General features: G+C 67.1%; 24 protein-coding genes. 15 read left to right on the plus strand and 9 right to left on the minus strand.

Annotated elements, in window-relative coordinates; translation table 11 throughout:
• Positions 1-39 precede the first annotated feature (39 nt).
• The 4 genes from H3309_RS03535 to rsmA all read left to right on the plus strand — a co-directional run bounded on the left by H3309_RS03535 (position 40) and on the right by rsmA (position 3,532).
• On the plus strand, positions 40-246 hold the full coding sequence (locus H3309_RS03535) for a bacterioferritin-associated ferredoxin (RefSeq protein WP_398399518.1): 207 nt from the start codon (positions 40-42) through the stop codon (positions 244-246).
• Between the two features lie 136 nt (positions 247-382).
• Positions 383-1,714, plus strand: a complete 1,332-nt coding sequence (locus tag H3309_RS03540; RefSeq protein WP_182297404.1) for a peptidylprolyl isomerase — start codon at positions 383-385, stop codon at positions 1,712-1,714.
• Between the two features lie 7 nt (positions 1,715-1,721).
• The gene (gene pdxA, locus H3309_RS03545) at positions 1,722-2,705 is read left to right on the plus strand and encodes a 4-hydroxythreonine-4-phosphate dehydrogenase PdxA (protein ID WP_182297405.1); all 984 of its coding nucleotides are present in this window, start codon (positions 1,722-1,724) and stop codon (positions 2,703-2,705) included.
• 26 nt (positions 2,706-2,731) lie between these two features.
• On the plus strand, positions 2,732-3,532 hold the full coding sequence (gene rsmA, locus H3309_RS03550) for a 16S rRNA (adenine(1518)-N(6)/adenine(1519)-N(6))-dimethyltransferase RsmA (protein WP_243453899.1): 801 nt from the start codon (positions 2,732-2,734) through the stop codon (positions 3,530-3,532).
• Here the strand turns inward: rsmA and cobT are convergent.
• Positions 3,529-5,376 carry a cobaltochelatase subunit CobT gene (gene cobT, locus H3309_RS03555; RefSeq protein WP_182297406.1) on the minus strand — a complete coding sequence of 616 codons (1,848 nt, stop codon included), beginning with the start codon at positions 5,374-5,376 and terminating at the stop codon, positions 3,529-3,531. The genes rsmA and cobT overlap by 4 nt on opposite strands.
• A gap of 96 nt (positions 5,377-5,472) precedes the next feature.
• Between cobT and H3309_RS03560 the strand changes: the two genes are divergently transcribed.
• A complete protein-coding gene (locus H3309_RS03560; protein WP_182297407.1) occupies positions 5,473-7,833 on the plus strand; it encodes a penicillin acylase family protein in 2,361 nt (786 codons plus the stop codon).
• Positions 7,834-7,836: 3 nt separating this feature from the next.
• Here the strand turns inward: H3309_RS03560 and H3309_RS03565 are convergent, their stop codons facing one another.
• The 7 genes from H3309_RS03565 to H3309_RS03595 form a co-directional block, all read right to left on the minus strand.
• Complete coding sequence (locus H3309_RS03565) at positions 7,837-8,337, minus strand: PEPxxWA-CTERM sorting domain-containing protein (RefSeq protein WP_243453828.1); 501 nt, start codon at positions 8,335-8,337, stop codon at positions 7,837-7,839.
• 132 nt (positions 8,338-8,469) lie between these two features.
• Positions 8,470-9,483 (minus strand): cobaltochelatase subunit CobS, encoded by a 1,014-nt coding sequence (gene cobS / locus H3309_RS03570; RefSeq protein ID WP_182297409.1) that lies wholly within the window; start codon positions 9,481-9,483, stop codon positions 8,470-8,472.
• A gap of 87 nt (positions 9,484-9,570) precedes the next feature.
• A complete protein-coding gene (locus H3309_RS03575) occupies positions 9,571-11,088 on the minus strand; it encodes a DUF3422 family protein (protein ID WP_182297410.1) in 1,518 nt (505 codons plus the stop codon).
• On the minus strand, positions 11,003-11,800 hold the full coding sequence (locus tag H3309_RS03580) for a hypothetical protein (RefSeq protein ID WP_182297411.1): 798 nt from the start codon (positions 11,798-11,800) through the stop codon (positions 11,003-11,005). Before H3309_RS03580 ends, H3309_RS03575 begins: the two co-directional genes overlap by 86 nt.
• A gap of 57 nt (positions 11,801-11,857) precedes the next feature.
• A complete protein-coding gene (locus H3309_RS03585; protein WP_182297412.1) occupies positions 11,858-12,967 on the minus strand; it encodes a hypothetical protein in 1,110 nt (369 codons plus the stop codon).
• Entirely contained in the window at positions 12,964-13,659 is a 696-nt protein-coding gene (locus H3309_RS03590; RefSeq protein WP_182297413.1) for a lysophospholipid acyltransferase family protein, read from the minus strand. Before H3309_RS03590 ends, H3309_RS03585 begins: the two co-directional genes overlap by 4 nt.
• On the minus strand, positions 13,659-14,231 hold the full coding sequence (locus tag H3309_RS03595) for a YdcF family protein (RefSeq protein WP_243453829.1): 573 nt from the start codon (positions 14,229-14,231) through the stop codon (positions 13,659-13,661). The genes H3309_RS03590 and H3309_RS03595 overlap by 1 nt, the downstream gene beginning before the upstream one ends.
• An 88-nt stretch (positions 14,232-14,319) precedes the next feature.
• Between H3309_RS03595 and H3309_RS03600 the strand changes: the two genes are divergently transcribed.
• The 8 genes from H3309_RS03600 (at position 14,320) to H3309_RS03635 (ending at position 18,932) form a co-directional block, all read left to right on the plus strand.
• A complete protein-coding gene (locus H3309_RS03600; protein ID WP_182297414.1) occupies positions 14,320-15,006 on the plus strand; it encodes a zinc-ribbon domain-containing protein in 687 nt (228 codons plus the stop codon).
• Between the two features lie 45 nt (positions 15,007-15,051).
• A complete protein-coding gene (locus H3309_RS03605) occupies positions 15,052-15,333 on the plus strand; it encodes a hypothetical protein (RefSeq protein WP_182297415.1) in 282 nt (93 codons plus the stop codon).
• Positions 15,330-15,551: a hypothetical protein gene (locus H3309_RS03610; RefSeq protein ID WP_182297416.1), complete on the plus strand. Its 222-nt coding sequence runs from the start codon at positions 15,330-15,332 to the stop codon at positions 15,549-15,551. The genes H3309_RS03605 and H3309_RS03610 overlap by 4 nt, the downstream gene beginning before the upstream one ends.
• A 48-nt stretch (positions 15,552-15,599) precedes the next feature.
• Entirely contained in the window at positions 15,600-15,833 is a 234-nt protein-coding gene (locus H3309_RS03615) for a DUF4160 domain-containing protein (protein WP_182297417.1), read from the plus strand.
• On the plus strand, positions 15,817-16,077 hold the full coding sequence (locus H3309_RS03620; protein ID WP_182297418.1) for a DUF2442 domain-containing protein: 261 nt from the start codon (positions 15,817-15,819) through the stop codon (positions 16,075-16,077). Before H3309_RS03615 ends, H3309_RS03620 begins: the two co-directional genes overlap by 17 nt.
• A 98-nt stretch (positions 16,078-16,175) precedes the next feature.
• Entirely contained in the window at positions 16,176-18,167 is a 1,992-nt protein-coding gene (locus H3309_RS03625) for an acetyl-CoA carboxylase biotin carboxylase subunit (RefSeq protein ID WP_182297419.1), read from the plus strand.
• Positions 18,164-18,598 carry a molybdopterin-binding protein gene (locus H3309_RS03630; protein ID WP_182297420.1) on the plus strand — a complete coding sequence of 145 codons (435 nt, stop codon included), beginning with the start codon at positions 18,164-18,166 and terminating at the stop codon, positions 18,596-18,598. Before H3309_RS03625 ends, H3309_RS03630 begins: the two co-directional genes overlap by 4 nt.
• A gap of 49 nt (positions 18,599-18,647) precedes the next feature.
• Complete coding sequence (locus H3309_RS03635; RefSeq protein WP_182297421.1) at positions 18,648-18,932, plus strand: hypothetical protein; 285 nt, start codon at positions 18,648-18,650, stop codon at positions 18,930-18,932.
• A 134-nt stretch (positions 18,933-19,066) separates the two neighbouring features.
• Here the strand turns inward: H3309_RS03635 and rnd are convergent, their stop codons facing one another.
• Positions 19,067-20,227, minus strand: coding sequence for a ribonuclease D (rnd, locus tag H3309_RS03640; protein ID WP_182297422.1), 1,161 nt, complete (start codon positions 20,225-20,227; stop codon positions 19,067-19,069).
• A 65-nt stretch (positions 20,228-20,292) separates the two neighbouring features.
• Between rnd and aspS the strand changes: the two genes are divergently transcribed.
• Together aspS and H3309_RS03650 are read left to right on the plus strand one after the other, a co-directional pair.
• Positions 20,293-22,101 carry an aspartate--tRNA ligase gene (aspS, locus tag H3309_RS03645; RefSeq protein WP_182297423.1) on the plus strand — a complete coding sequence of 603 codons (1,809 nt, stop codon included), beginning with the start codon at positions 20,293-20,295 and terminating at the stop codon, positions 22,099-22,101.
• A gap of 178 nt (positions 22,102-22,279) precedes the next feature.
• Positions 22,280-22,780, plus strand: a complete 501-nt coding sequence (locus H3309_RS03650; RefSeq protein ID WP_182297424.1) for an FxDxF family PEP-CTERM protein — start codon at positions 22,280-22,282, stop codon at positions 22,778-22,780.
• Positions 22,781-22,824 lie beyond the last annotated feature (44 nt).

A 22,824-nucleotide genomic window follows, 5' to 3' on the forward strand; every position in this document is an offset into this window, starting at 1 on the left:
ATTGCTGTTTTTGCGAGGCGCTTGCATCTGGGATCGTTGTTGCGTATCAATCGCAGCAACGAATCGCTGGAGGGCCGTTTGATCGTCTGTTCATGCAATGCGCTGCGCGAACGCCAGGTGCGGGAGGTCGGCCGGTCCGGCATTCGCTGCGAGCGTGAGGCGTATCGCGCGCTCGGTTGCCGGCCGCAGTGTGGGCAGTGCCTGCCGTTCGCCCGGCAATTGCTGCGCGATGAGGCCCGCGGCTGACCCCGTCGGCGCCCACCTTTTCATTCGTTTTTCTTCCGGCCGTGCTCACCCCGCGTTCAGGCACGCATGAATAGGGGATGGCGATTGGGCGGCCGCTGCGATAGAGCGGCGCCGATAGCAAGGGCATGACAGGACGATGACAGTGAAATGGGTTGGCGCGGCCTTACTGGCCCTGGTCTCCGCCACCGCGGGTGCGCAGGAGGTGGCGGCGCTGAGTTCGCCGCGCAATTCGATCATGCAGCTGCCGGAACTGCGGGTGCTGGGCACGATCGATCCCAACGTGCGCAAGGCGACCGCCATCGTCAATGGCGATATCATCACCGATACCGACATCGAGCAGCGGTTGAACCTGGTGCTGATCGCCAACCAGGGCAAGGTGGACGCCGAGGAGCGGGAGCGGCTTCGCCTGCAGGTGATGCGCAACCTGATCGACGAGAAATTGCAGATCCAGGAAGCGGCGACGCATGACGTCAAGGTGTCCGACGCCGAGGTGAACAACGCCTACAACCGCGTCGCCGCCAATTTCCGCCAGTCGATGGAGGCGTTCGAGGCCTTCCTGCGCGCCGGCGGATCGAGCCCGCAATCGATCAGGCAGCAGATTCGCGGCGAAATCGCCTGGTCGCGCCTGTTGCGGAAGCGGGTGGAGCCGTTCATCAATGTGGGCGACGACGAGGTCCAGGGCGTCATCAAGCGGCTGGAGTCGGCGAAGGGCAAGCAGGAGTATCGCGTCGGCGAAATCTTCCTGTCGGCGACCCCGGAAACCCAGGCCGCGGTGCTGGCCGATGCCGGCCGCATCGTGCAGCAGATCCGTGGCGGCGCCAGCTTTGTGGCCTATGCCCGGCAATTTTCCGAAAGCTCGACCGCGCCGGTCGGCGGCGACCTGGGCTGGGTGCGCGCGGAACAGCTGTCGCCGGAGCTGGCGGCGATCGTGCCGAACCTGGCGCGGGGCGCGGTTTCCGACCCCGCCATCGTCAAGGGCGGCGTCACCATCGTCGCGCTCATTGACCAGCGGCAGGTGCTGTCGGCGGACCCGCTGGACGCGATGCTGTCGTTGAAGCAGCTGTCCATCCCGCTGAAGCCCGACACCAGCGAGGCCGAGGCGCGGGCGATGGTGACGGATATCCAGGCCAAGACCCAGTCGATGGGCGGCTGCGGCCGGGCCGAAGCGGTCGCGAAGGACATCGGGGCGAGCGTCACTGCCAACGACCAGCTCCGCATCCGCGACCTGCCGCCGCCGTTGCAGGAAATCCTGAAGACCCTGCCCGTCGGTGGCGCGACGCCGCCGTTCGGTTCGCAGCGGGATGGCCTGCGCGTGCTGGTGCTGTGCGGCCGCGACGATTCGCAGACGGCATCGAAACTTCCCAGTTTCGATGAGGTTTATGGACAGATGAACGAGGAACGGGTCAGCATGGCGGCGCGGCGCTATTTGCGCGATCTTCGGCGCGACGCGATCATTGACTATCAGTGACGGCGCGATGAGCGGGGCGCTCGCCGTTTCCCTGGGCGATCCGGCGGGGGTTGGGCCTGAAATCGTCGCCAAGGCCTGGGCGTTGCGGGAGGCCTATGGCCTGCCGCCCTTCTTCGCCATCGGCGATCGCCGCAGCCTGTCGGCGGTCAGCAATGTGCCGGTGGAGAGCATCGCCCATCCCGCCGACGCCACGGACATGTTCGCCGCAGCCCTGCCGCTGCTGCAGGTGGACGATCCCGGCGATATCGTTCCCGGGGAACCCAACCTGGCCGGCGCCCGCTGCGCGCTCGATTCGGTGGAACTGGCGGTCGGGCTGGCCCGCAGCGGCGCCGCCGCCGCGCTGGTGACCGGCCCCGTTGCCAAGGCACAGCTCTACGCCATCGGCTTTGTGCATCCCGGGCAAACGGAATTCATCGCGGAACGCTGCGGCGTGGCGGACGGCAATGTGGCGATGATGCTGGCCGGGCCCGGATTGCGCACCGTGCCCGTGACCATCCACCGCGCCCTAGCCGACGTGCCGACAGCCCTGACGGTGGAACTGATCGTCTCGCGCGCGCGGGCGACGGTGCGCGGCCTGCAGCGCGATTTCGGCATCGCGGAGCCGCGGCTGGCGGTTGCCGGATTGAACCCGCATGCCGGTGAGGGCGGCGCCATCGGCCGGGAGGAAATCGAGGTGATCGCGCCCGCCATCGCGACGCTGATGGCCGAGGGGATCAATGCCTGGGGGCCATTGGCACCTGACACGATGTTCCACGCCGGGGTGCGCGAAACCTATGACGCCGCCATCTGCATGTATCATGACCAGGCGCTGATCCCGCTGAAAACCCTGTATTTCGACGAGGGCGTCAACGTCAGCCTGGGCCTGCCGATCATCCGCACCGCGCCCGATCATGGCACCGCGTTCAACATCGCCGGGCAGGGCAAGGCCAATCCGCGCGCGATGATCGCCGCCATCGCGCTGGCCGGCCAGTGCGTCCGCAACCGGGGGTGACCGCCGCGATTGCCGCGCTGCCCCCGATGCGGCAGGTGATCGAGGCGGCGGGACTGCGGGCATCAAAGGCGCTGGGGCAGAATTTCCTGCTCGACCTGAACCTGCTGGACAGCATCGTGCGCGCCATGCCCATCCAGCCCGGCGACGCGGTGTATGAAGTCGGCCCCGGCCCGGGCGGGCTGACGCGCGCGCTGCTGAAGGCGGGGGCGCGCGTCACCGCCGTGGAGCGCGATGCCCGCGCGCTGCCGATCCTGGGCGATCTGGCCGCGGTCGCGCCGCTGACCGTGATCGAGGGCGATGCCCTGAAGCAGCAGCCGGCCGCGCTGTTTCCGGGCGGCGCGCACATCGCCGCCAACCTGCCCTACAACATCGGCACCGCGCTGCTGGTCGGCTGGCTGTCCGAAGCGCAATGGCTGCCCTGGTGGCGCAGCGCGACCCTGATGTTTCAGCGTGAGGTGGCCGAGCGGATTGTCGCCCTGCCGGGCAGCGCGGCTTATGGCCGGCTGGCGGTGCTGGCGGGATGGCGCAGCCGGGCGCGGATCGTCACCACGCTGCCGCCCGCCGCCTTCGTGCCGCCGCCCAAGGTGAGCAGTGCCGTGGTGCAGCTGCTGCCCAAAGACCCCGCGGATGGGGTCGCGCCAGGTGATCTGGCGCGCGTGACGGCTGCGGCCTTCGGCCAGCGCCGCAAGATGCTGCGCGCCGCGATGAAAAGCCTGCCCGGTGGCGTGGAGGCCATCGAAGCGGCGGGGCTGGACGGCACGCGCCGCGCGGAAACGCTGGACATCGCGGAGTTCGTCACGCTGACAAAGGCGTGGCAGAAGGGTTAGCGCTTGCCCTTGCGGTCCTCGTCAAACAGCGTGGCGAGCTGGTCGACGATGGCGCCGCCCAGCTGCTCGGCATCCATGATGGTGACGGCGCGACGGTAATAGCGCGTGACGTCGTGGCCGATGCCGATGGCGATCAGTTCCACGGGCGAGCGGCTTTCGACCCAGCCGATCACCTGGCGCAGGTGGCGTTCGAGATAGCTGCCGCTGTTGACGCTGAGCGTCGAATCATCGACTGGTGCGCCATCGGAGATGACCATCAGGATGCGGCGGTCTTCGGGGCGGGCGAGCAGCCGGTTGTGTGCCCAGAGCAGCGCCTCGCCGTCGATATTTTCCTTCAGCAGCCCCTCGCGCATCATCAGGCCCAGGTTGCGGCGGGCGCGGCGCCAAGGGGCGTCGGCGGCCTTGTAAACGATGTGCCTGAGGTCGTTGAGGCGGCCGGGTTTCGCCGGGCGGCCCTCGGCGAGCCATTTCTCGCGGCTCTGGCCGCCTTTCCAGGCGCGGGTGGTGAAGCCCAGGATTTCGGTTTTCACGGCGCAGCGTTCCAACGTGCGGGCGAGAATGTCGGCGCTGATCGCGGCGATGCTGATCGGCCGGCCGCGCATCGAGCCGCTGTTGTCGATCAAAAGCGTGACCACGGTGTCGCGGAAATCGGTGTCGCGTTCGACCTTGTAGCTGAGCGCATGTTCCGGGCTGACGACAACGCGCGTGAGGCGCGCCGGATCGAGCAGGCCTTCCTCCTGGTCGAAATCCCAGGCGCGGTTCTGCTGCGCCATCAGCCGGCGTTGCAGGCGGTTGGCGAGTTTCGTGACCGCGCCCTGAAGGGTCAGCAGCTGCTGGTCGAGGTAACCGCGCAGGCGGGTCAGTTCCTCGGCGTCGCACAGATCCTCAGCGGTGACGACCTCGTCGAACGCCGTGGTCCACGGTTTATAGTCGAAATCCGGCGGAAGTTTCGATTCGGGCAGGTTGGGGCGCCAGGGCATCATGCCCTCCTGCCCGTCCTCGCCGTCATCCGCTTCGGACACCATCTCGGTGTCCATCTCGACCTCGCGGGTCTCGCCCTCGCCATCGGCGTCGTCCGATTGTTCGGAGCGGGATTCGACGCTGCTGTCGGCGCTGCTGCCGTCCTGCTGCTCCTCCTCGCCTTCTTCGCCCGCCTGTTCCTGTTCGGCGTCGTCGCTGTCGTCGGCGTCGGTCGCTTCCTGGTCGGCATCGGGATCGTCGCCCAGGCCGAGGTCGGAGAGGACGCGGCGGAAGGCGTCGGCGAAGGCACCCTGGTCGGTCATCACCGCGCCCAGGGCATCGAGATGGCCGGCAGCGGCGCTTTCCACCCGGTCCCGCACCAGGGCGACGCCGGCGCTGGCGCTGGCGGGTGGGGCCTCGCCGGTCAGGCGTTCGCGCACGATCAGCTGGACGGCGGTGGCGAGCGGCACTTCGTCAGCGGTGCGGGCGCGGGCGATGGGGTCCGTGCGCATGCGGGTTTCGGTCATGCGGGTGAGATTGGCGGCGACGCCTGCCATGTCGGCGCCACCGGCGGCCTCGATGCGCGCCTGTTCGGCGGCATTGAACAGCTCGCGGGCAAGGCCGGGGGCGACATCGGCGGCGGCATGGGCGCGGGCGTCGTGCAGGCGGCGTTTGAGGGCGAAGCTGTCGGCCCAGCCGCGCGCTTCGGCGACCTGTTCCGCGGACAGGCTGCGGGCGGGTTGCGGCACCCGCGCCTGGGTGCCGTGGCAGGCGGGTTTGTCGGCGGTGTAGGCGAGTTCGAATTCCGGCGTGCGGCCGAGCGCGCGCATGCCGGCGGCGAGCGCCTGGCGAAAATCTTCGAGCGGGTTGTCGGGTTGCGCCATGGGATGCTCTGTCCAAAGCGGCGGGCGCGCTGTCAATGTGGCAATTGAGATGGGGGGCCCGAAGCGCTACGCAAACGCCAACGGGGAGATTCGGGCATGATCTGGACGAAGCGGGCAGGCAGGGGGCTGGTGTGGCTGCTGCTGGCGGTTGTGGTGTTGCTGGTGCTGCTGTGCGCGTTCCTGTGGTGGCGCATGGAGGCGAGCGTACCCCAGTTGGAGGGGGAGCTGACGGGTGTGGCCGTGTCGGCGCCGGTGACGGTGGCGCGCGATGCGGCGGGCATGCCGACGATCACGGCGGCGACGCGGGCGGATGCCGCCTGGGCGCTGGGCTTCCTGCACGGGCAGGAGCGGTTTTTCCAGATGGACACGCTGCGGCGGGCGGCGGCCGGTGAGTTGGGCGGGCTGGTGGGGGCGAACGGCCTGAAGCTGGACCGGGTGACGCGGGTGCACCGGTTCCGGGCGCGGGCGCGCCTGATCGTGGCCGGGATGGCGCCGGAAGAGCGCGCGCTGCTGAACGCCTATGTCGCGGGGGTGAACCGGGGGTTGGGGAGCCTGAAGGCGGCGCCGTTCGAATATGCGCTGCTGTTCCGGACGCCGGCGGCGTGGCGGGACGAGGACACGATCCTGACGGTGTTCGCGATGTACATGAACCTGCAACCGGCGCTGCCGATGCGGGAGATGGACCGGGCGCGGGCGATGGCGAAGGGGGGCGTGGCGCTGGCCGACCTGCTCTATCCGCTGGCCGGCAGCCTGGATGCGCCGATCGACGGCAGCCGCCTGCCCGAGGTGCCGTTGCCGGCGGCGTTGAAGCCGCTGCTGGCGGCCGATCTGGATGAGGTTGCGGAGGGTGCGCCGGAGGCGGTGGTGACCGGCAGCAACAATTGGGCGGTCGCCGGCCGGCTGAGCAGCAGCGGCGCGGCGCTGGTGGCGAACGACATGCATCTGGGGCTGGGGGTGCCCAGCATCTGGTATCGCGCGCGGCTGGTGGTGAACGGGCGGCCGGCGGTGACCGGCGTGACGCTGCCCGGCGCGCCGCTGGTAGTGGCGGGCAGCAACGGCCGGATCGCCTGGGGCTATACCAACAGCTATATCGATACCGCCGATGCCGTGGTGGTGCAGCCGGACCCGGATTTCGCCGACCGTTACCGCACGCCGGACGGTGGCGAGACCATCGTGCGGGTGGAGGACCAGTTGTGTGCGCGGGATGTCTGCGAGCCGTTCGTGATCGAGGAGACGATCTGGGGGCCGGTGGTTGGCACCGATGCATTCGGTCGCAAGCTGGCGATGCGCTGGACCGCGCATGAGCGCGACGCCATCCGGCTGTCGCCCAGCCTGGCGCTGGAGACGGCGGGTAGCGTGGCGGAAGCGGTGGCGATTGCCCACAAGGCGCGGATTCCCCAGCAGAATTTCACGGTGGGGGACAGCGCGGGGAATATCGCCTGGACGATCATCGGCGCCATCCCGGCGCGCTATGGCTTCAACGGGCAGGATGCGGTGAGCTTTGCCGACGGCAGCCGGGGCTGGCGCGGGATCCTGCCGCCGGAGGCCACGCCGGTGGTGATGAACCCGGCGAACGGGCGGATCTGGACGGCGAACAGCCGCGTGGTGGGGGGTGCGGCCCATGCCCTGCTGGGCGATGGCGGCTATGACACCGGCGCGCGGGCGGGGCGCATTCGCGACCGTTTGCTGATGAAACAGCGTTTCACCCCTGAAGACTTTCTGTCGATCCAGCTGGACGATGTGAATGTGAAGCATCGCTGGTGGCAGGCGCTGCTGCTGCGTGAGCTGGAGAAGCGCAAGGGCGATGCAAAGCTGGCGGCGCTGATCGCTCCGGTCAGGGACTGGGGCGAGCGGGCGGTGCCGGCGGCGACGGGGTATCGTTTCATTGGTGTATTCCGCGATGCAGCAGTGAAACGCTATTATCGCGCGTGGGTGGGCGAGCCGGAAAAGGGTGGCATGCGCAAGAGCTATGCGCCGTCGATGGGGGAGGTGACGCTGCGCCGGGTGCTGGAGGCGCGGACGCCCGCGCTGCTGCCGGCCGGGGACGTGAGCTGGGACCAGTTCATCGACCGGGCGCTGGCGGAAGCGATGGCGGAGCTGGACGCGAAGGCCGGGGGCGACATCACGCGCTTCACCTGGGGCGCGGTGGGCAGGGCCGGCGTGCAGCATCCGCTGGCGAAGGTGATCGCGCCGCTGGGCTGGGTGACCGACCCGCGCGACGTGGCGGTGCCGGGCGACCGGGCGACGGTGCGGGCGCAGGCGCCGGGCTTCGGCGCCAGCGAGCGCTTCGCGGTGTCACCGGGGCATGAGACGCAAGCGCTGTTCCAGATGGGCGGCGGGCAGGCGGGCAACCCCCGCGCGCCCTATTATCTGGCGGGGCATGAGGCGTGGGTGAAGGGCACGCCGGCCCCGTTCCTGCCGGGACCGGCGAGGTGGACGCTCACCCTGCAACGATAGGGTTCAGGCCCGCGCGCGCACCATGGAGGGCTGCCGGGAGCGGCGCAGCGAAAGCCCGATCGCGCCGAAGCCGAGGATCATGGTGGCCCATGTGCCGGGCTCTGGCACCGCGCCCAGAACCGGCGCCGACATAGCCGTGACGAAGGAGGAGGAGCCGGGGCTGAACGTGTTCACGCGATAGCGGCCCACGCTGTCCTGGAAGAAGAAGCGGATGTCATTGCCCGCGGCGGTGAAGAAGCGCAGGCCGCTGCCGTCGAGGAAGGTGCCGCCGGTGGTGAAGTAGTTGCCATAGTTGCCGGTGGGGGCTGCGATGGCCGAGCCGTTGACCATGCCGGTGATCGAGGTGACGGCGAAAGCGGTTTCGCCACCGACGGTCATGGGCGTGTCCGATGTGGTGAAGATGCCCGAGCCGTCCACGGGGCCGCCGAAGAGCGGCTGATTGGTGACGAAGCTGAAGCTGTATTCGGCGGCGACGACCGGCGCCGCGCACAGGAAAAACGCCATCGAAGTGAATATTGTTGCCGATTTACGCATGATTGCACCCTTTGGTTCCGGGCATCGCCGATGGCGATGGGACGAAAGCCGGCGTGGCTTTCGGTCAGGATACGCGGGCCGGGGGGTGACGGTTTCAGGCGATTATCGTTTGGCCTTGCTGGCGACGCTTTCGGGGAGGTCTTCGCCAAACACGCGCTGGTAATATTCGGCGACCAGGGGGCGTTCGGCTTCGTCGCAGCGGTTGAGGAAGCTGACGCGGAAGGCGAAGCCGAGGTTGCCGAAAATCGCCGCGTTCTGCGCCCAGGTCAGCACCGTGCGCGGCGACATGACGGTGGAGATGTCGCCGGCGATGAAGCCGGCGCGCGTCATGTCCGCCACCTTCACCATGTTGGCGACGGTCTTTTTCCCCGCCTCATTGGCATATTGCGGCGATTTGGCGAGGATGATCGACGCCTCGGTGGCGGCGGGCAGATAGTTGAGCGTGGTGACGATGCTCCAGCGGTCCATCTGGCCCTGGTTGATCTGCTGCGTGCCGTGGTAGAGGCCCGAGGTGTCGCCGAGGCCGACGGTGTTGGCGGTGGCGAACAGGCGGAACCAGGGGTTGGGCCGGATGACGCGGTTCTGGTCGAGCAGGGTCAGCTTGCCCTCGACCTCCAGCACGCGCTGGATCACGAACATCACGTCGGGGCGTCCGGCGTCATATTCGTCGAACACCAGCGCGGTGGGGGTTTGCAGCGCCCAGGGGAGGAGACCCTCGCGGAACTCCGTCACCTGCTTGCCGTCGCGCAGCACGATGGCGTCCTTCCCCACCAGGTCGATGCGGCTGATGTGGCTGTCGAGGTTGATGCGGATGCACGGCCAGTTGAGGCGGGCGGCGACCTGTTCGATGTGGGTGGATTTGCCGGTGCCGTGATAGCCCTGCACCATGACGCGGCGGTTGTGGGCGAAGCCGGCGAGGATGGCGAGCGTGGTTTCGGGATCGAAGACATAGGCCGGGTCGAGGTCGGGCACGCGCTCGTCGGCGATGCTGAAGGCGGGAACGGCCATGTCGATGTCGACGCCGAAGGTGGCGCGAGCATCGACGGTGATGTCGGGCGCGGCGAGCGCGGCGGGCGCGTGACGGTCGGTATCGGCGGACAGGTTCAGGCTGGTCATGGTGGGGGTGGGTTAGGGGGGTGGCGAGTGGTTTGCAACCGCCTCGGCGTCGCGGGCAGGCTGGGGGTTTTGAGGGGGGATGAAAGTCTATGGGGGGGTGCCACGATTCTTTCGCTTGTTATCACGTCCCTCGACAAATAACTCATGAAAGTATAGCAAACCGCGAATAATTATAGCTATTAGAATGGCTGATCCATATGCCCATTTTGCTTCTTCTTGATGAGATGTACTATAAATGGATAGATATACCTTCTCGATCAAACTGCCGCCGTAATAGCATGCTGCTATATAACCGATGACCTCTGCACCATTCTGTAGATTGATTAAGGTGTCAGTTTGGCTGCGATCGAGTGCATTTTCAACAAGATTTGACAACTCGTCAATACGCAGCCGCAGCGAATCGTAACGCCTGCCTACCCCGACCATGGCGCGCGCCGATCGGTTGAACCGTCGCGCGAGAAAGTCGCGTAGATTGAGGTAACCAGGAATGTTGCGGTGGTCAATACGTTCTAGAATGCGCTCCAAGGCTTCGGTCGCGTGTTCCACGGATCGCGCACGATGTGATATACCACCACCCACCATTTCGTTAAGAATAGTCAATTTTAATGTGGCGTTCTGGAGATCTGTGATGAACTCCTTATCTCTCAGCTGCTGCTTAATACTTTTGTCATTGGAGTTCCATTTCTGCACGGCATCCTGCACATCGGAATGGAGGTCGTTAAGGCAATGCTGCAACAATCGGAATTGTGGCAGAGCAAGCATAGTCAAGACGCGTTGTGTCGAAAAGGCAAACAGGTTTTCAAGTAATCGTCCTCGCTGGAAGGCATTCAGCCCACAATCGATAATGACAGTACGCGTAAATAATGGTCCCACACCTCGCTGGTCCATCTCTACGTTTGAGAACAAGACGGCGCGACCTCCCATTACGGATGCCGCTACGAACTCATGATCGCTGCGCTGCGCTGCGGTGGGGCCATGGCCAAACATGTGCTGGATCAGCGGCAATGCTAGTTGGCAAACGGTGCTAGCTAGTTGAGGGCGTTGCCGTGCATTGTCTGAGTGGATTGCACGACGCATAGATTGTTGGAACTGAGTTGGGCGAGTTTTGGCGTTTATTAGTTCAATCCAGGACGGACCAGGATCGACATCTTCCTTGGCTGGCTTCGGTGCATGCTCGAACGCATCTGCCCTTTGTTGTGCAGCATAGCGCACGTAAGTGGTCTCGAGCAACCAAAAGCATGGAATGACTACATATGTTGCACCTTGCGCGAAATTGCCGATGATGATGTCGGACCAAGCTGGAATCGCGCCACCAGCTGGCAAGCCGTCAAACGCCGATGACCAACGGAACTCGACTTTTGCGTTGGATGGCTTTTCGATGAATTCGCGAATAGCGCGATAAATGCGATCCGCCCCCGGTTCTGGTAGGCCAATGATAGATTGTGGTCGATGGTTTGCAGGGTCACGACGCTCGTCAATGCCAGTCCAGGTCTGATAGCCGCTGTCATGCCGAATCCACCTAAAGGCTGGTGAAGTATTTGCCGCGTTCGCCCGTTGTCGGTTGGTCGGCGTGCAAGAACAGACGCCGCATGTTGCTGGCGGCATTGCTGCTTCCAGCCCTCAGGCAAGTTAGCAAAACGTCCACATTCTTGGCTTCCACATGCTCGTTCAGAACGGCTGCATCACGCCAGTCCAGCCATAGCTTCGTCAGCAGGCGACGTGTTGTCACATAGGGTTCTGAAAAGTCCCAGTGCGTTGTCATCGCGTTGATTACACGGTCTTTGCCGCCTTTGAGCGGTGAGGTGCCGGGTTCAAGCTGGTGAATAGCACGCCTCCTCATTTTCACCAACATGTCATATGAAGATTCAGAAAGAAGGCGTGGTCGAATGGGCCGGATTTCGTTTTTTTCTTCCTTCTCAAAGCCACCGGACTTCGCCTCGCCTGGAGTCATGCGAGGCGCATAGGCCGGCAGCATGGAAAAATGACTTGCAAGACAAAATGACTCTAATGGTTCGAATGCTGAAAAATTGAATTCGCTGTGCACGTATGCAGTACCGATAGATAATTGTCGAGGGCTGTTATCCACATTACGCAGCATTTCATCCTCATCACCAATGCTGGGATGCTCACGCGCAGTCTGTCGCAAAATTGTTTTCCATTTTTGCAGTCGATCAAACAACGAAGCTGTATTCAATTCAATACCATGCTCGCGAAAATTGGCTTGCACGTCAGCCCGCAAAGCGCGCAGCTGATCATTAAGGCAGCGACCACCATTCGTGTTTTCGGACCAAGGTCCATACTGGACGGACTGTAGCATTGGCATGCGCCTTTTCGACTCAACGACATTCATCGTGCCATTATTGTGGCGGACTTGCTAGCGCAGCCTTGGGCAGGGGGGGAGCTGGTTGCGGCGGGGGGCTTTGGTTTCGGATTCGGGGGGTGGGGAGAGGGTGGGGGGCTCGCCGAGGAGGGACTGGAGGGCGATCGTCACCGGTTTGCGGGTGCGGTTTTCGGAAGGGGCGGGGAGGCCGGCGAAGGCGGCGCGGAGGCTGAGGGGACAGACGGTGGTGACGGTGCCGGCGAGGCGGAGGGTGGTGACCCCCTCCGTCTCGCTGGGCGAGACACCTCCCCCGCGAGCGGGTGAGGGGCTGGCGGAGACAGTGTCGCTCGCTGCGCTCGCGCCCACCCCCGCTCGGCTGTCGCCGAGTCGCCCCTCCCGTGAACGGGAGGGGAGTTGCGTGGGGATGGCAGTGGCGGTGAGCGACAGGATTTCGCCGCTTTTGTCGGCGAGGGTCAGCGAGGTGAGTTCGGCGGTGCCGAGGGCGCGCCAGGCAGTGAAGCTGGTGATCGGCTGGTTCGCGGTGAGGTCCAGGTTGGCGGCCAGTGTCAGTGGCGCGCCTTCGCCCAGGCGGACGGCGGTGCCCGACAGGACGAGTTGGGCTTGCCGGGGCGGGGTGGGGCCGCGGTTGGTGGGCGTGGTGGTGGGCGTTTCGCGCAGGTGGGCTTCGAACGCCGCGGCGCGGACGGGGACGGGGAGCAGCGTGGTGGTGAGCTGCGCGTCGCTCCAGACGATGGACAGGCGGGCGATGATCGGGCGCGCGGTGCCGGGAACCAGGTGCAGGCTGGCCTGGGCCGCGGGCGCGCGGATGCTGGCCTGCACCAGCGGCAACGCAGGGATCGCGACGCGGGCCAGCGGGGCGGTCAGGTTGAACACGCTGTGCTCGGGGCGCCAGGGCTGGCGGTTGATGACCGCTTTTTCCGCCTCCGCGCCGGCGGCGAGGCCGGGGCCGTCGAAGCCGATGCGCGGGCGCTCGACGGTCGCCTCCAGCCGGTAGGGGAAGCCGGCGATGCCGACCGCGGCGCCGGGTTGCAGGCGGGCGACGTCGGCGGCGAGGGTGTCTGCGTAGCCGCTCCAGACATGATACCAGCCGGCGATGCCGGCGGCCAACGGGATGAGCGTGACCCAGAGCGGGATGCGCCTCATACCGGTGCCGTGCGCGGATCGGCGTTGATGGCGGCGTGGACGGCGGCCTCCATCTCGGCGCGGGACAGGCCGGGCGGCACGGGCGGGCCGAAGGCGGCGGTGACGGTGCCGGGATATTTGGCGATCCCCTTGGGCCAGACGCGCCCGGCGTCGACCGCCATGGGGACAATGGGCAGTTCGAGCGCGCCGTACAGCGCGGAGAGGCCGGATTTCAGTTTCGGCGCCTCGCCGACGGGGACGCGCGTGCCTTCGGGGAAGATCAGCACCGGGCGGTCGGGGCCGCCGCGTTCCAGCGCGGCGCGCAGCAGTTCCCGCAGGGCCACGCCGTGCTTGCCGCGCTGCACCGCGATGCTGCCATGCTTGCGCACGACATAGCCGAAGACCGGGATGCGCAGCAGTTCCGCCTTCAGCACGACGACGGGCGCCTTGAACAGGTAGAGGGTGAGGAGCGCGTCATAGAAGCTCTGGTGCTTCATGGCGACGATGTGCCCGCCGCCGGGGATGGTGCCGCGCACCACCAGGCGGATGCCCAGGATCCAGCGGGCGAGCCAGAAGCACCAGGCCGACCAGAGGTGGCTGCCGTGCATCATCGCGGCACGGGAGAAGGGGGAGAGCAGCGCGGTGGTGACGACGATCGGCACCGAGCCAAGGTAGAAGAGGAGGGCGAACAGCAACCCGCGCAGCGTGGCCATCAGCGCAGCCCCATTTGCAGCATCGGCCAGCGGACGATGAATTTCGAATATTCGCGCGCCAGCGGCAGCAGGGGAAGCCCGGCCGGGACGCCATCGGGGACGACGCGGACATCGGGGCCGAGCTTGGCCGCCAGTTCGGCATTGGCGCGCGGCAGGTGATAGGCGGCGGTGATCAGCCGGACGCTGCGCCAGCGGTGGCGGATCACCCAGGCCTCGGCCTCATCAGCGTTGCCGCGCGTGTCATCGGCAACGAAGCCGAGATCGATGCAGCAGGCGAGCAGGCGCGGCGGCACGCCGGCCTTTTCGGTGAGCACCGGGCGGGTGACGCGGTCCCCCACGCCGGAGATGAGCAGGCGTTTGGCGAGGCCGTCTTCGAGCACCTGCACGCCGCGCGCGACGCGGCCGGGGCCGCCCGTCAGCACGATGGCGGCATCGGTGCGGGTGCCGGGCAGCGCGGGGGCCGGCAGGGTGGCGATGAAGGCGACGAAGCCGCCGAGCCAGGCAAGCATCGCCAGGGCCGCGAGGCGCAGCAGGGTGGCGAAGGGCGCGGCACGGCGTTTGCGGCGGGGCACTGCGTCTGCTTAACCGGGCGCTCGGATGGGCGCAATCGGCGTGGCTGCGGTCTTGCGACACGGGCGGCGACTGTGCTTTGTGGGCGCCATGATCCTGACATGCCCCAGCTGCGGCGCGCGGTACAATGTGCGCGCCGATGCCATTCCCGCCGCCGGCCGCAAGGTGCGCTGCAAGGCCTGCGCGCACGAATGGCTGGCGCTGCCCGAGGTGTGGGAGCTGCCCGAGGCGCTGCCGGCGGGGAGTGCGGAGCCGGCGCGGGAACCGGAGCCGGCACCGGCTCCGGCGCCGGCGGCCGCGCCCGAGGCGCCGGCCCGGCGCTGGCCGTGGCTGCTGGTGCTGGCGCTGCTGCTGCTGGGCGGCGGGGGCGCGCTGGGCTGGGCGGTGGGCGAGGGGCGGATCGATCCGGCGCGCATTCCCGGCTGGCAATGGCTGATCAGCCGGGAGATCCCCGGCGTGCGGTTGCCGGCGCCGCCGCCGACGGCGCTGACGCTGAGCGCCACGGTGACCAACCGCCAGGTGCCAGGCGGCGGGAACGTGTGGGAGGTGACCGGGCGGGTGGTGAACGACACGCGCACGGTGCGGCCGGTGCCGCCCATTGAGGTCATCCTCTATGGCCGGGGCAACCGCGAGCTGTATCGCTGGCAGGTGGCGCCGCCGCGGCCGACGCTGGGGCCGGGGATGGCGGTGCGGTTCGATACCGCCACGGTGAACACGCCCGATGAGGCGAGCCATGTGCGGGTGACGCTGCGCCCGGCAGCGCTGGGGCGCGGTTGACCGGGGTGGGGGGTGGCCTTATCATGTGATGATAAGGAGCATGATATGCAGACCGAGCGTGTGACGGTGTTGATGGCGCCGGAGGCGAAATCCGCGATGGCGATGCGCGCGGCGGGCATGGGGCTGTCTACCGGCGAATTCGTGCGGCTGGCGGTGGACAATTTTGCTGGCGACCGGGGGACGGAGGCCGAGCTGGAAGCGCTTACCGCCGAGTTGCAGGCGGCACTGCCGAAGATGGAGCGGCAGTTCGATGCCATGCGGCAGGCGGTCAACGAGGCGCGGGCGGCCATCGACCTGGCATTGCGCGCGAGTGGCGCCCGGGCATGAGCGCGGTGGAGGCGGCGGTGCGCGCGGTGCGTGACGTGCTGTTGCTGGGCAAGCGGATCGACGACCTGGAAGGCGATGTGACGGCGCTGTCGCGCGATATCCAGGCGCTGGCGGCGGATCATGCGCTGCTGGCGCAGCGCGTGGCGCGGATCGAGGGCTTTGTGGAAGGGGCGGCCGCCGCAAATGTCGCGCGGCGGGCGCGGCTGCCAAAAGCGTGAGGGCGGGCGGGTTGACTTGGCGGGGTGGCAGACGCCACGACGAATGCCATGCCGACCGTGCTTCGCATTGGTGCCTTTCGCTTTTACTTTTACAGCCATGAGCCGAATGAGCCGCCGCATGTGCATGTCGACCGCGGCGGCGCGACCATCAAGATCTGGCTGGATGGTCTTGACGTGGCGCTGAACCGGGGGTTCAGGGCACATGAGATCGGCGAAGTGGTGGCGATGGTGCGGGCGAACCGCGCGCGTCTGACGGAGGCATGGCATGGCTTCTTTGGCTAGGGTGGCGGATGAGCGGGTGCTGGACGTGCGCTGCGACGCGCACAGCCTGATCGTGGACCTGATGGACGGGCGGACAATCAGTGCACCGCTGGCCTGGTATCCGCGATTGCTGCGGGCGACGGCGGAGCAGCGTGCCCGCTGGGAGCGGGCGGGGGCCGGGTACGGCATCCACTGGCCGGAGATCGATGAGGATTTGAGCACGGAGGGGTTGTTGCGGGGGGTGCCCGCCAAAGGCACCACGTGACGAGGGGCGCTGCGGTTTTCGGGCTGGTGGTCCTGACGATTGTTCTGATTGCAATGTTCTATTCCGGCATGTTCATGCACGGGGACTAGGGAGCCGGAATGTTCAAGAAAATCCTGATTGCCAATCGTGGGGAAATCGCCTGCCGGGTCGTCCGGACGGCGCGGCGCATGGGGATCGCCACGGTCGCCGTCTATTCCGATGCCGATGCGGCGGCGCTGCATGTGGAGATGGCGGACGAAGCCGTGCATCTGGGGCCGCCGCCGGCGGCGCAATCCTATCTGCTGGCGGACCGGATCATCGCGGCGTGCAAGGCGACGGGGGCCGAGGCGGTGCATCCGGGATACGGGTTCCTGAGCGAGCGGGCTTCGTTCGTGGAGACGCTCGACGCGGCGGGGATCGCGTTTATCGGCCCGCCGGCAAGCGCCATCGCCGCGATGGGCGACAAGATCGAATCGAAGAAGCTGGCGAAGGCCGCCGGTGTGAACGTGGTGCCTGGCTTTGTGGGAGAGATTGCCGACACCGACCATGCGGCGCGGATCGCCGGCGAGATCGGCTATCCGGTGATGATGAAGGCAAGCGCGGGCGGCGGCGGCAAGGGGATGCGGCTGGCCTTCAGCGAGGCCGATGTGCGCGAGGGGTTCGATGCTGTGCGGCGGGAGGCGCTGGCGAGTTTCGGCGACGACCGGGTGTTCATCGAGAAATTCGTGGAGCAGCCGCGGCATATCGAAATCCAGCTGCTGGGCGATAGGCACGGCACCATCCTCTATCTGAACGAGCGCGACTGTTCGATCCAGCGGCGGCACCAGAAGGTGGTGGAGGAAGCGCCGAGCCCGTTCGTGACGCCCGAGATGCGGCGCGCGATGGGCGAGCAGGCGGTCGCGCTCGCGCGCAATGTCGGTTATTTCAGCGCGGGGACGGTGGAGTTCATCGCCGGCGCCGACCGCAGTTTCTATTTTCTGGAGATGAACACGCGGCTCCAGGTGGAGCATCCGGTGACCGAGTGCATCACCGGGCTGGACCTGGTGGAACAGATGATCCGCGTGGCGGCGGGCGAGCGGCTGGCGCTGAGCCAGGGCGACATCGGCATCAACGGCCATGCCATCGAGACGCGATTCTATGCCGAGGACCCCTATCGCGGGTTCCTGCCCTCGATCGGCCGGCTGACACGCTATCTGCCGCCGACGGAGGAAGGGGGCGTGCGGGTGGACAGCGGCGTGGTGGAGGGCAGCGAGATTTCGATGTTCTATGATCCGATGATCGCCAAGCTGATCACGCATGCGCCGACCCGGCTGCAAGCGGCGGATGCGCAGGTGGCGGCGCTGGATCGCTATGTCGTGCGCGGCATCAGCCACAACGCCGATTTCCTGTCGGCGCTGATGCAGCATCCGCGTTTTCGGGCCGGCGAGGCGGTGACGACGGCGTTCATCGCGGAGGAATATCCCGACGGGTTCAAGGGCCATCCGGCCACGGCGGACGTGCGGGCGCGGTTGGTGGCGGCAGCGGCGGTGGTGAACGCGATTCTCGCCGACCGGGCGCAGATGATCGACGGTCAGCTGAACGGGCATGGCGCCGCCTGGGGGACGGACTGGGTGGTGGAGCTGGACGGCGAGCGCACGCCGGTGACGGTGGTGGACCATGGCGGGCTGTGGGATGTGGCCGTCGGGGGTGCGCAGTTGCGGGTGCGGGGCCAGTGGCGGCCGGGCGAGCCGCTGTTCGAGGCCGAGATCGACGATGTGGCGATGGCGATCCAGCTCGACCGGCTGGGCGTGGGCTGGCGGATGACGCATGGCGGCGCGCAGCACGCCATGCGGGTGCTGAGCCCGCGCGCCGCGGAGCTGGCGGGGCACATGATCGCCAAGGTCGCGCCGGACCTGAGCCGCTTCCTGCTGTGCCCGATGCCGGGGCTGGTGGTGAGCATCGCGGTGGCCGAGGGGGATCGGGTGGAGGCCGGGCAGGCGCTGGCGACGGTGGAGGCGATGAAGATGGAGAATATCCTGCGCGCCGAGAAAGCCGGCACGGTGGCGCGGCTGCACGCCAAGGCCGGGGACAGCCTGGCGGTGGATGCCGTGATCCTGGAGTTCGCGGCGTGATGCTGGCGGCGCTGATCGTGGCGTTGCCGGGCGTGCCGGAACGGTCGTTCGATCCCGCGGCGCTGGACGCGCTGCCGCAGGTGGAGGCGGTTTCGACCTTTCACGGCATGACCTTGCGCTGCACCGGACCACGACTGGATGTCGTGCTGGCGGCGGCGGGGATGCCGGCGGGCGAGGCTTTGCGCGGGGCGGCGCTGCGACAGGTGGCGCTGGCGCGCGGCGCGGACGGTTATGTGGTGGGCTTTACCCCGGCCGAGCTGGACCCGCTGCTGGGCAATCGTGCCGTGGTGGTGACGGCGCGCTGCGGTGGCAAGGCGCTGGATGCGTCCGATGGCCCGCTGCGGCTGCTGGTGGATGGAGACCGGCGCGGCGCGCGCAGCGTTCGGCAATTGACGCGGATCGAGGTGGTGACGCTGCCGGATCGGCCTTGACGAGGCGTCGTGCGGCGGCAAACTGCACGACGGATGACAGGAGGTCGTGATGGGTCGTGCGGGCGTGATGATGGTGGCGGCGCTGGTGCTGGCGGGGTGCAGCCAGGGGCCGAGCGGGCGCTATGAGGACCGGTCGGGGCTGGTGTTCGTGGATTTCATGGGCGATGGCGAGGCGATGGTCGGCGGGCTGGGGATGGCCGGCCGCGCGCAGTGGAAGGCGCAGGGGGACGTCGTCTATCTGGTGACCGGCGCCGATGGCAGCGCGTTGCAGCTGAAGAAGCGGGCCGACGGTTGTTATGAATGGACGCTGGGCGTACTCTGCAAGACCGTCTGATAAATCGCCCATGCCGGGCTGCGAACGCCGATTTGCTGCGCTCCGATGCTCACGCTACCCAAAAGTGCGCTGCGCTTCGGTGCTCTCAAATCAACGTTCTCGCCGTCGGCCTGGGCGATTTCTCAAACGGTCTTTCAAAGCGGCCGGACCTTCGCGCGGCCGTTTTCGACGACGAAGGCGAGGCGGCCTTCGCACAGCGCCAGGGCATCGGCGCCGAAGGTGTCCCGGCGCCAGCCGTCGAGCAGGCTGAGGCCGTCGCGCGTGCCGGCGGCGAGGGCTTCCAGCTCCTCCGCGCGGGCGACCAGCTTGGGGGCGACGCCGGCCTCTTTCGCCCGGACTTTCAGCAGCAGTTTCAGGAGGTCGGCGACCAGCGCGGCGTCGGTGGAGAGGCCGGGCCGGCTGGCTTCGCGGGCGGGCATGTCCTCGGGCGACAGCGGCTGCGCCTCTGCAATCACGGCCATCAGGCGGCCGCCGATGGCGTTGTTGGCCCAGGCCTGCGACAGGCCGCGGATGCGCGCCAGGTCGGCCTGTGACCGGGGCGGCGAGGCGGCGAGGTCGGCGAGCGTTTCATCCTTCACGATGCGGCCGCGCGGCACGTCCTTGTCCTGCGCCTCCAGCTCCCGCCATTTCGCCAGCGCCTTCAGCCGGCCGAGCACGTCGGGCTTGCGGCTGGGCAGGCGGAGGCGCTTCCAGGCCTCCTCGGGATCATTGGCGTAATTGGCCGGGTCGCTGACGCGCGCCATCTCCTCGTCCAGCCAGATGCCGCGGCCGTTGCGGCGCAGCTTGTCGAGCATTTTCGGGAACAGCGCGGCCAAATAGGTGACATCGCCGATGGCATAGTCGATCTGGCGGTCGGACAGCGGCCGGCGCGCCCAGTCGGTGAAGCGGGCGCCCTTGTCGATCTGCGTGCCGGTGTAATGGGCGACGAGGTTGGCGTAGCTGACCTGCTCGCCCATGCCGAGCGCCATGGCGGCGACCTGCGTATCGAACAGCGGGAAGGGCACCTTGCCGGTGAGGTTCCAGAAGATTTCCAGGTCCTGCCCGCCGGCGTGGAGGACTTTCAGCAGCGACTCGTCGGTGAGGAGGGCGAGGAAGGGGGCGAGGTCGAGGCCGGGGGCGAGCGGGTCGACGGCGAAGGCCTCCGTCGGGCTGGCCAGCTGGATCAGGCAAAGCTGTGGATAATAAGTGCTTTCGCGCATGAATTCGGTGTCGATGCAGAGGAAGTCCGCGCGGGCGAGGCGGGCGCAGTGCGCGGCGAGGGTGGCGGTATCGGCAACCAGCGGATGAATTTCCATCGCGCGGCCATAGCGGGAAGGTGGCGACTTGACAAAAAGCGTTTTGGGCGCCCCAAGCGCGCGCCATGACCGAGACCGCACTTCACCCCTATCGCACCCATCATTGCGCCGCGCTGCGCGTTTCCGACGTGGGCACGCCGGTGCGCCTGTCGGGCTGGATCCACCGCAAGCGCGACCATGGCGGCGTGCTGTTCGTGGATTTGCGCGACCATCACGGGCTGACGCAGCTGGTGGTGGGGCCGTCCTCGCCCGCGTTCGCGGTGCTGGAGCGGCTGCGGGTGGAATCGGTGGTGACGGTGGATGGCGAGGTGGTGGCGCGCGAGGCCGGCACGGTGAACGCCAACCTGCCGACGGGCGCGATCGAGGTGCGGGCGCGCGGCGTCAGCGTGCAATCGGAAGCCGCGGAACTGCCGCTGCCGGTGGCGGGCGAGGCGGAGTATCCGGAGGAGATCCGGCTGAAATACCGCTTCCTGGATTTGCGGCGGGAGCGGCTGCATCGCAACATCATGCTGCGGTCCGGCGTGATCGCCTCGCTGCGGCGGCGGATGATCGAGCAGGGCTTCACCGAGTTCCAGACGCCGATCCTGACCGCCAGCAGCCCGGAGGGCGCGCGCGACTATCTGGTGCCGAGCCGAGTGCATCCGGGCAAATTCTATGCGCTGCCGCAGGCGCCGCAGATGTTCAAGCAACTGCTGATGGTGGCCGGCTTCGACCGTTATTTCCAGATCGCGCCCTGTTTCCGCGACGAGGATGCACGGGCGGATCGCTCACCGGGCGAATTCTATCAGCTCGATTTCGAGATGAGCTTCGTGACGCAGGACGATGTGTTCGCCGCGATCGAGCCTGTGCTGGCGGGCGTGTTCGAGGAGTTTGCCGGGTTCGCCAGGGAGGCGCCCTGGGGGGTGACGAAGCCGCCGTTCCCGCGCATTCCCTTCGCCGAATCCATGCTTCGCTATGGCAATGACAAGCCGGATTTGCGCAATCCGCTGATCATCAGTGATGTCTCCGCGCATTTTGCGCAGTCCGGCTTTGGGCTGTTCGAGCGCATCGTGGCCGGCGGCGGCGTGGTGCGGGCGATCCCGGCACCCGGCACGGCGGCGATGAGCCGCAAATTCTTCGACGACATGAACGAATGGGCGCGGGGCGAGGGGCATGCGGGCCTTGGCTATGTGACGCGCAAGGGCGGCGAATTTGGCGGGCCGATTGCCAAGAACCATGGTGAGGCCGGAATGGTGGCGCTGTATGACGCGCTGGGACTGGGCCCGGATGATGGCTGTTTCTTCGCGGCGGGCAAGGAAGCGGCGGCGGCGAAGCTGGCGGGCCACGCGAGGACGCGGGTGGGCGAGCAGCTGGGACTGATCGCGCAGGGCGAGTTTCGCTTTTGCTGGATCGTCGATTTTCCGATGTTCGAATATGATGAGGAGGCGAAGAAGATCGACTTCAGCCACAATCCGTTCAGCATGCCGCAGGGCGAGCTGGCGGCGCTGGAGAATGAGGATCCGCTGAGCATCAAGGCGTATCAGTATGACATCGTCTGCAACGGCGTGGAGCTGTCGAGCGGCGCGATCCGGAATCACCGCCCGGAGATCATGTACAAGGCGTTCGAGATCGCCGGCTATACGCGCGATCAGGTGGACGCCAATTTCAGCGGCATGATCAACGCCTTCAAATATGGCGCACCGCCGCACGGCGGCAGCGCGCCCGGCGTGGACCGGATCGTGATGCTGCTGGCGGATGAGCCGAACATCCGCGAGGTGGTGCTGTTCCCGATGAACCAGAAGGCCGAGGACCTGATGATGAACGCCCCGGCACCGGTGAGCGACAGGCAGCTGCGCGATCTGAGCATCCGGCTGAACCTGCCGGCGAAGGGGTGAGAATTGGCCGGCGACCTGCCGAAACTTAACATGTGTTAACGATGTTTACAGCAAGACATTGGGCATGCTGATAGTTCGCCGGTCAAATCCTTGAAAAAAGGGTCATGCCGGGCCTGGCACGCAACCTGCATGGCGATGACTGGCCGTTCGTGCGGCGGTCGCCAACAGGAGAGTAGTGATGCGTAAGCTTTTGATGGCAGCCCTTCTTGCCGGTGTCGCCTCCGCGGCTTCGGCAACCGTCCTCATTCCCGGCACCGGCTGGCAATCGGACCAGGTCGATGCCGCGAATACCGATTCGATCAATTCGCCCTGGACCTTCACGCTGACCAATCCCGGTGTGTTCCGCCTGACCGATGCCTTCATCGTCGGCGACATCTATACCGTCTCGGGCAGCTTCAACGTGGCCTCGACCTTCTTTGCCGGGCCGGCAATCCCGCTCAGCAATCCGACGGCCGACGCGGCGTGGCTGAGCGCCGACTTCAGCCATATCCTGGTGCCGCTGCCGGCCGGGGTCTATTCGATCACCATCCAGGGCAATGGCGCCGGCGGACTTCCCGCGGGCTTCTTCGTGCAGCTGACCCAGGTTCCCGAGCCGGCAACCTGGGCGATGATGATCGCCGGTTTCGGTCTGGTGGGCCTGGGGCTGCGCCGTCGTCGCCAGCCGGTGGTCGGCGCCTGAATCGATTGACGGGCCACGGCGAATAGGGGAGGGCGGTTCACCGG

The organism is Sandaracinobacteroides saxicola (assembly GCF_014117445.1).
GTDB classification, from domain to species: Bacteria; Pseudomonadota; Alphaproteobacteria; order Sphingomonadales; family Sphingomonadaceae; genus Sandaracinobacteroides_A; species Sandaracinobacteroides_A saxicola.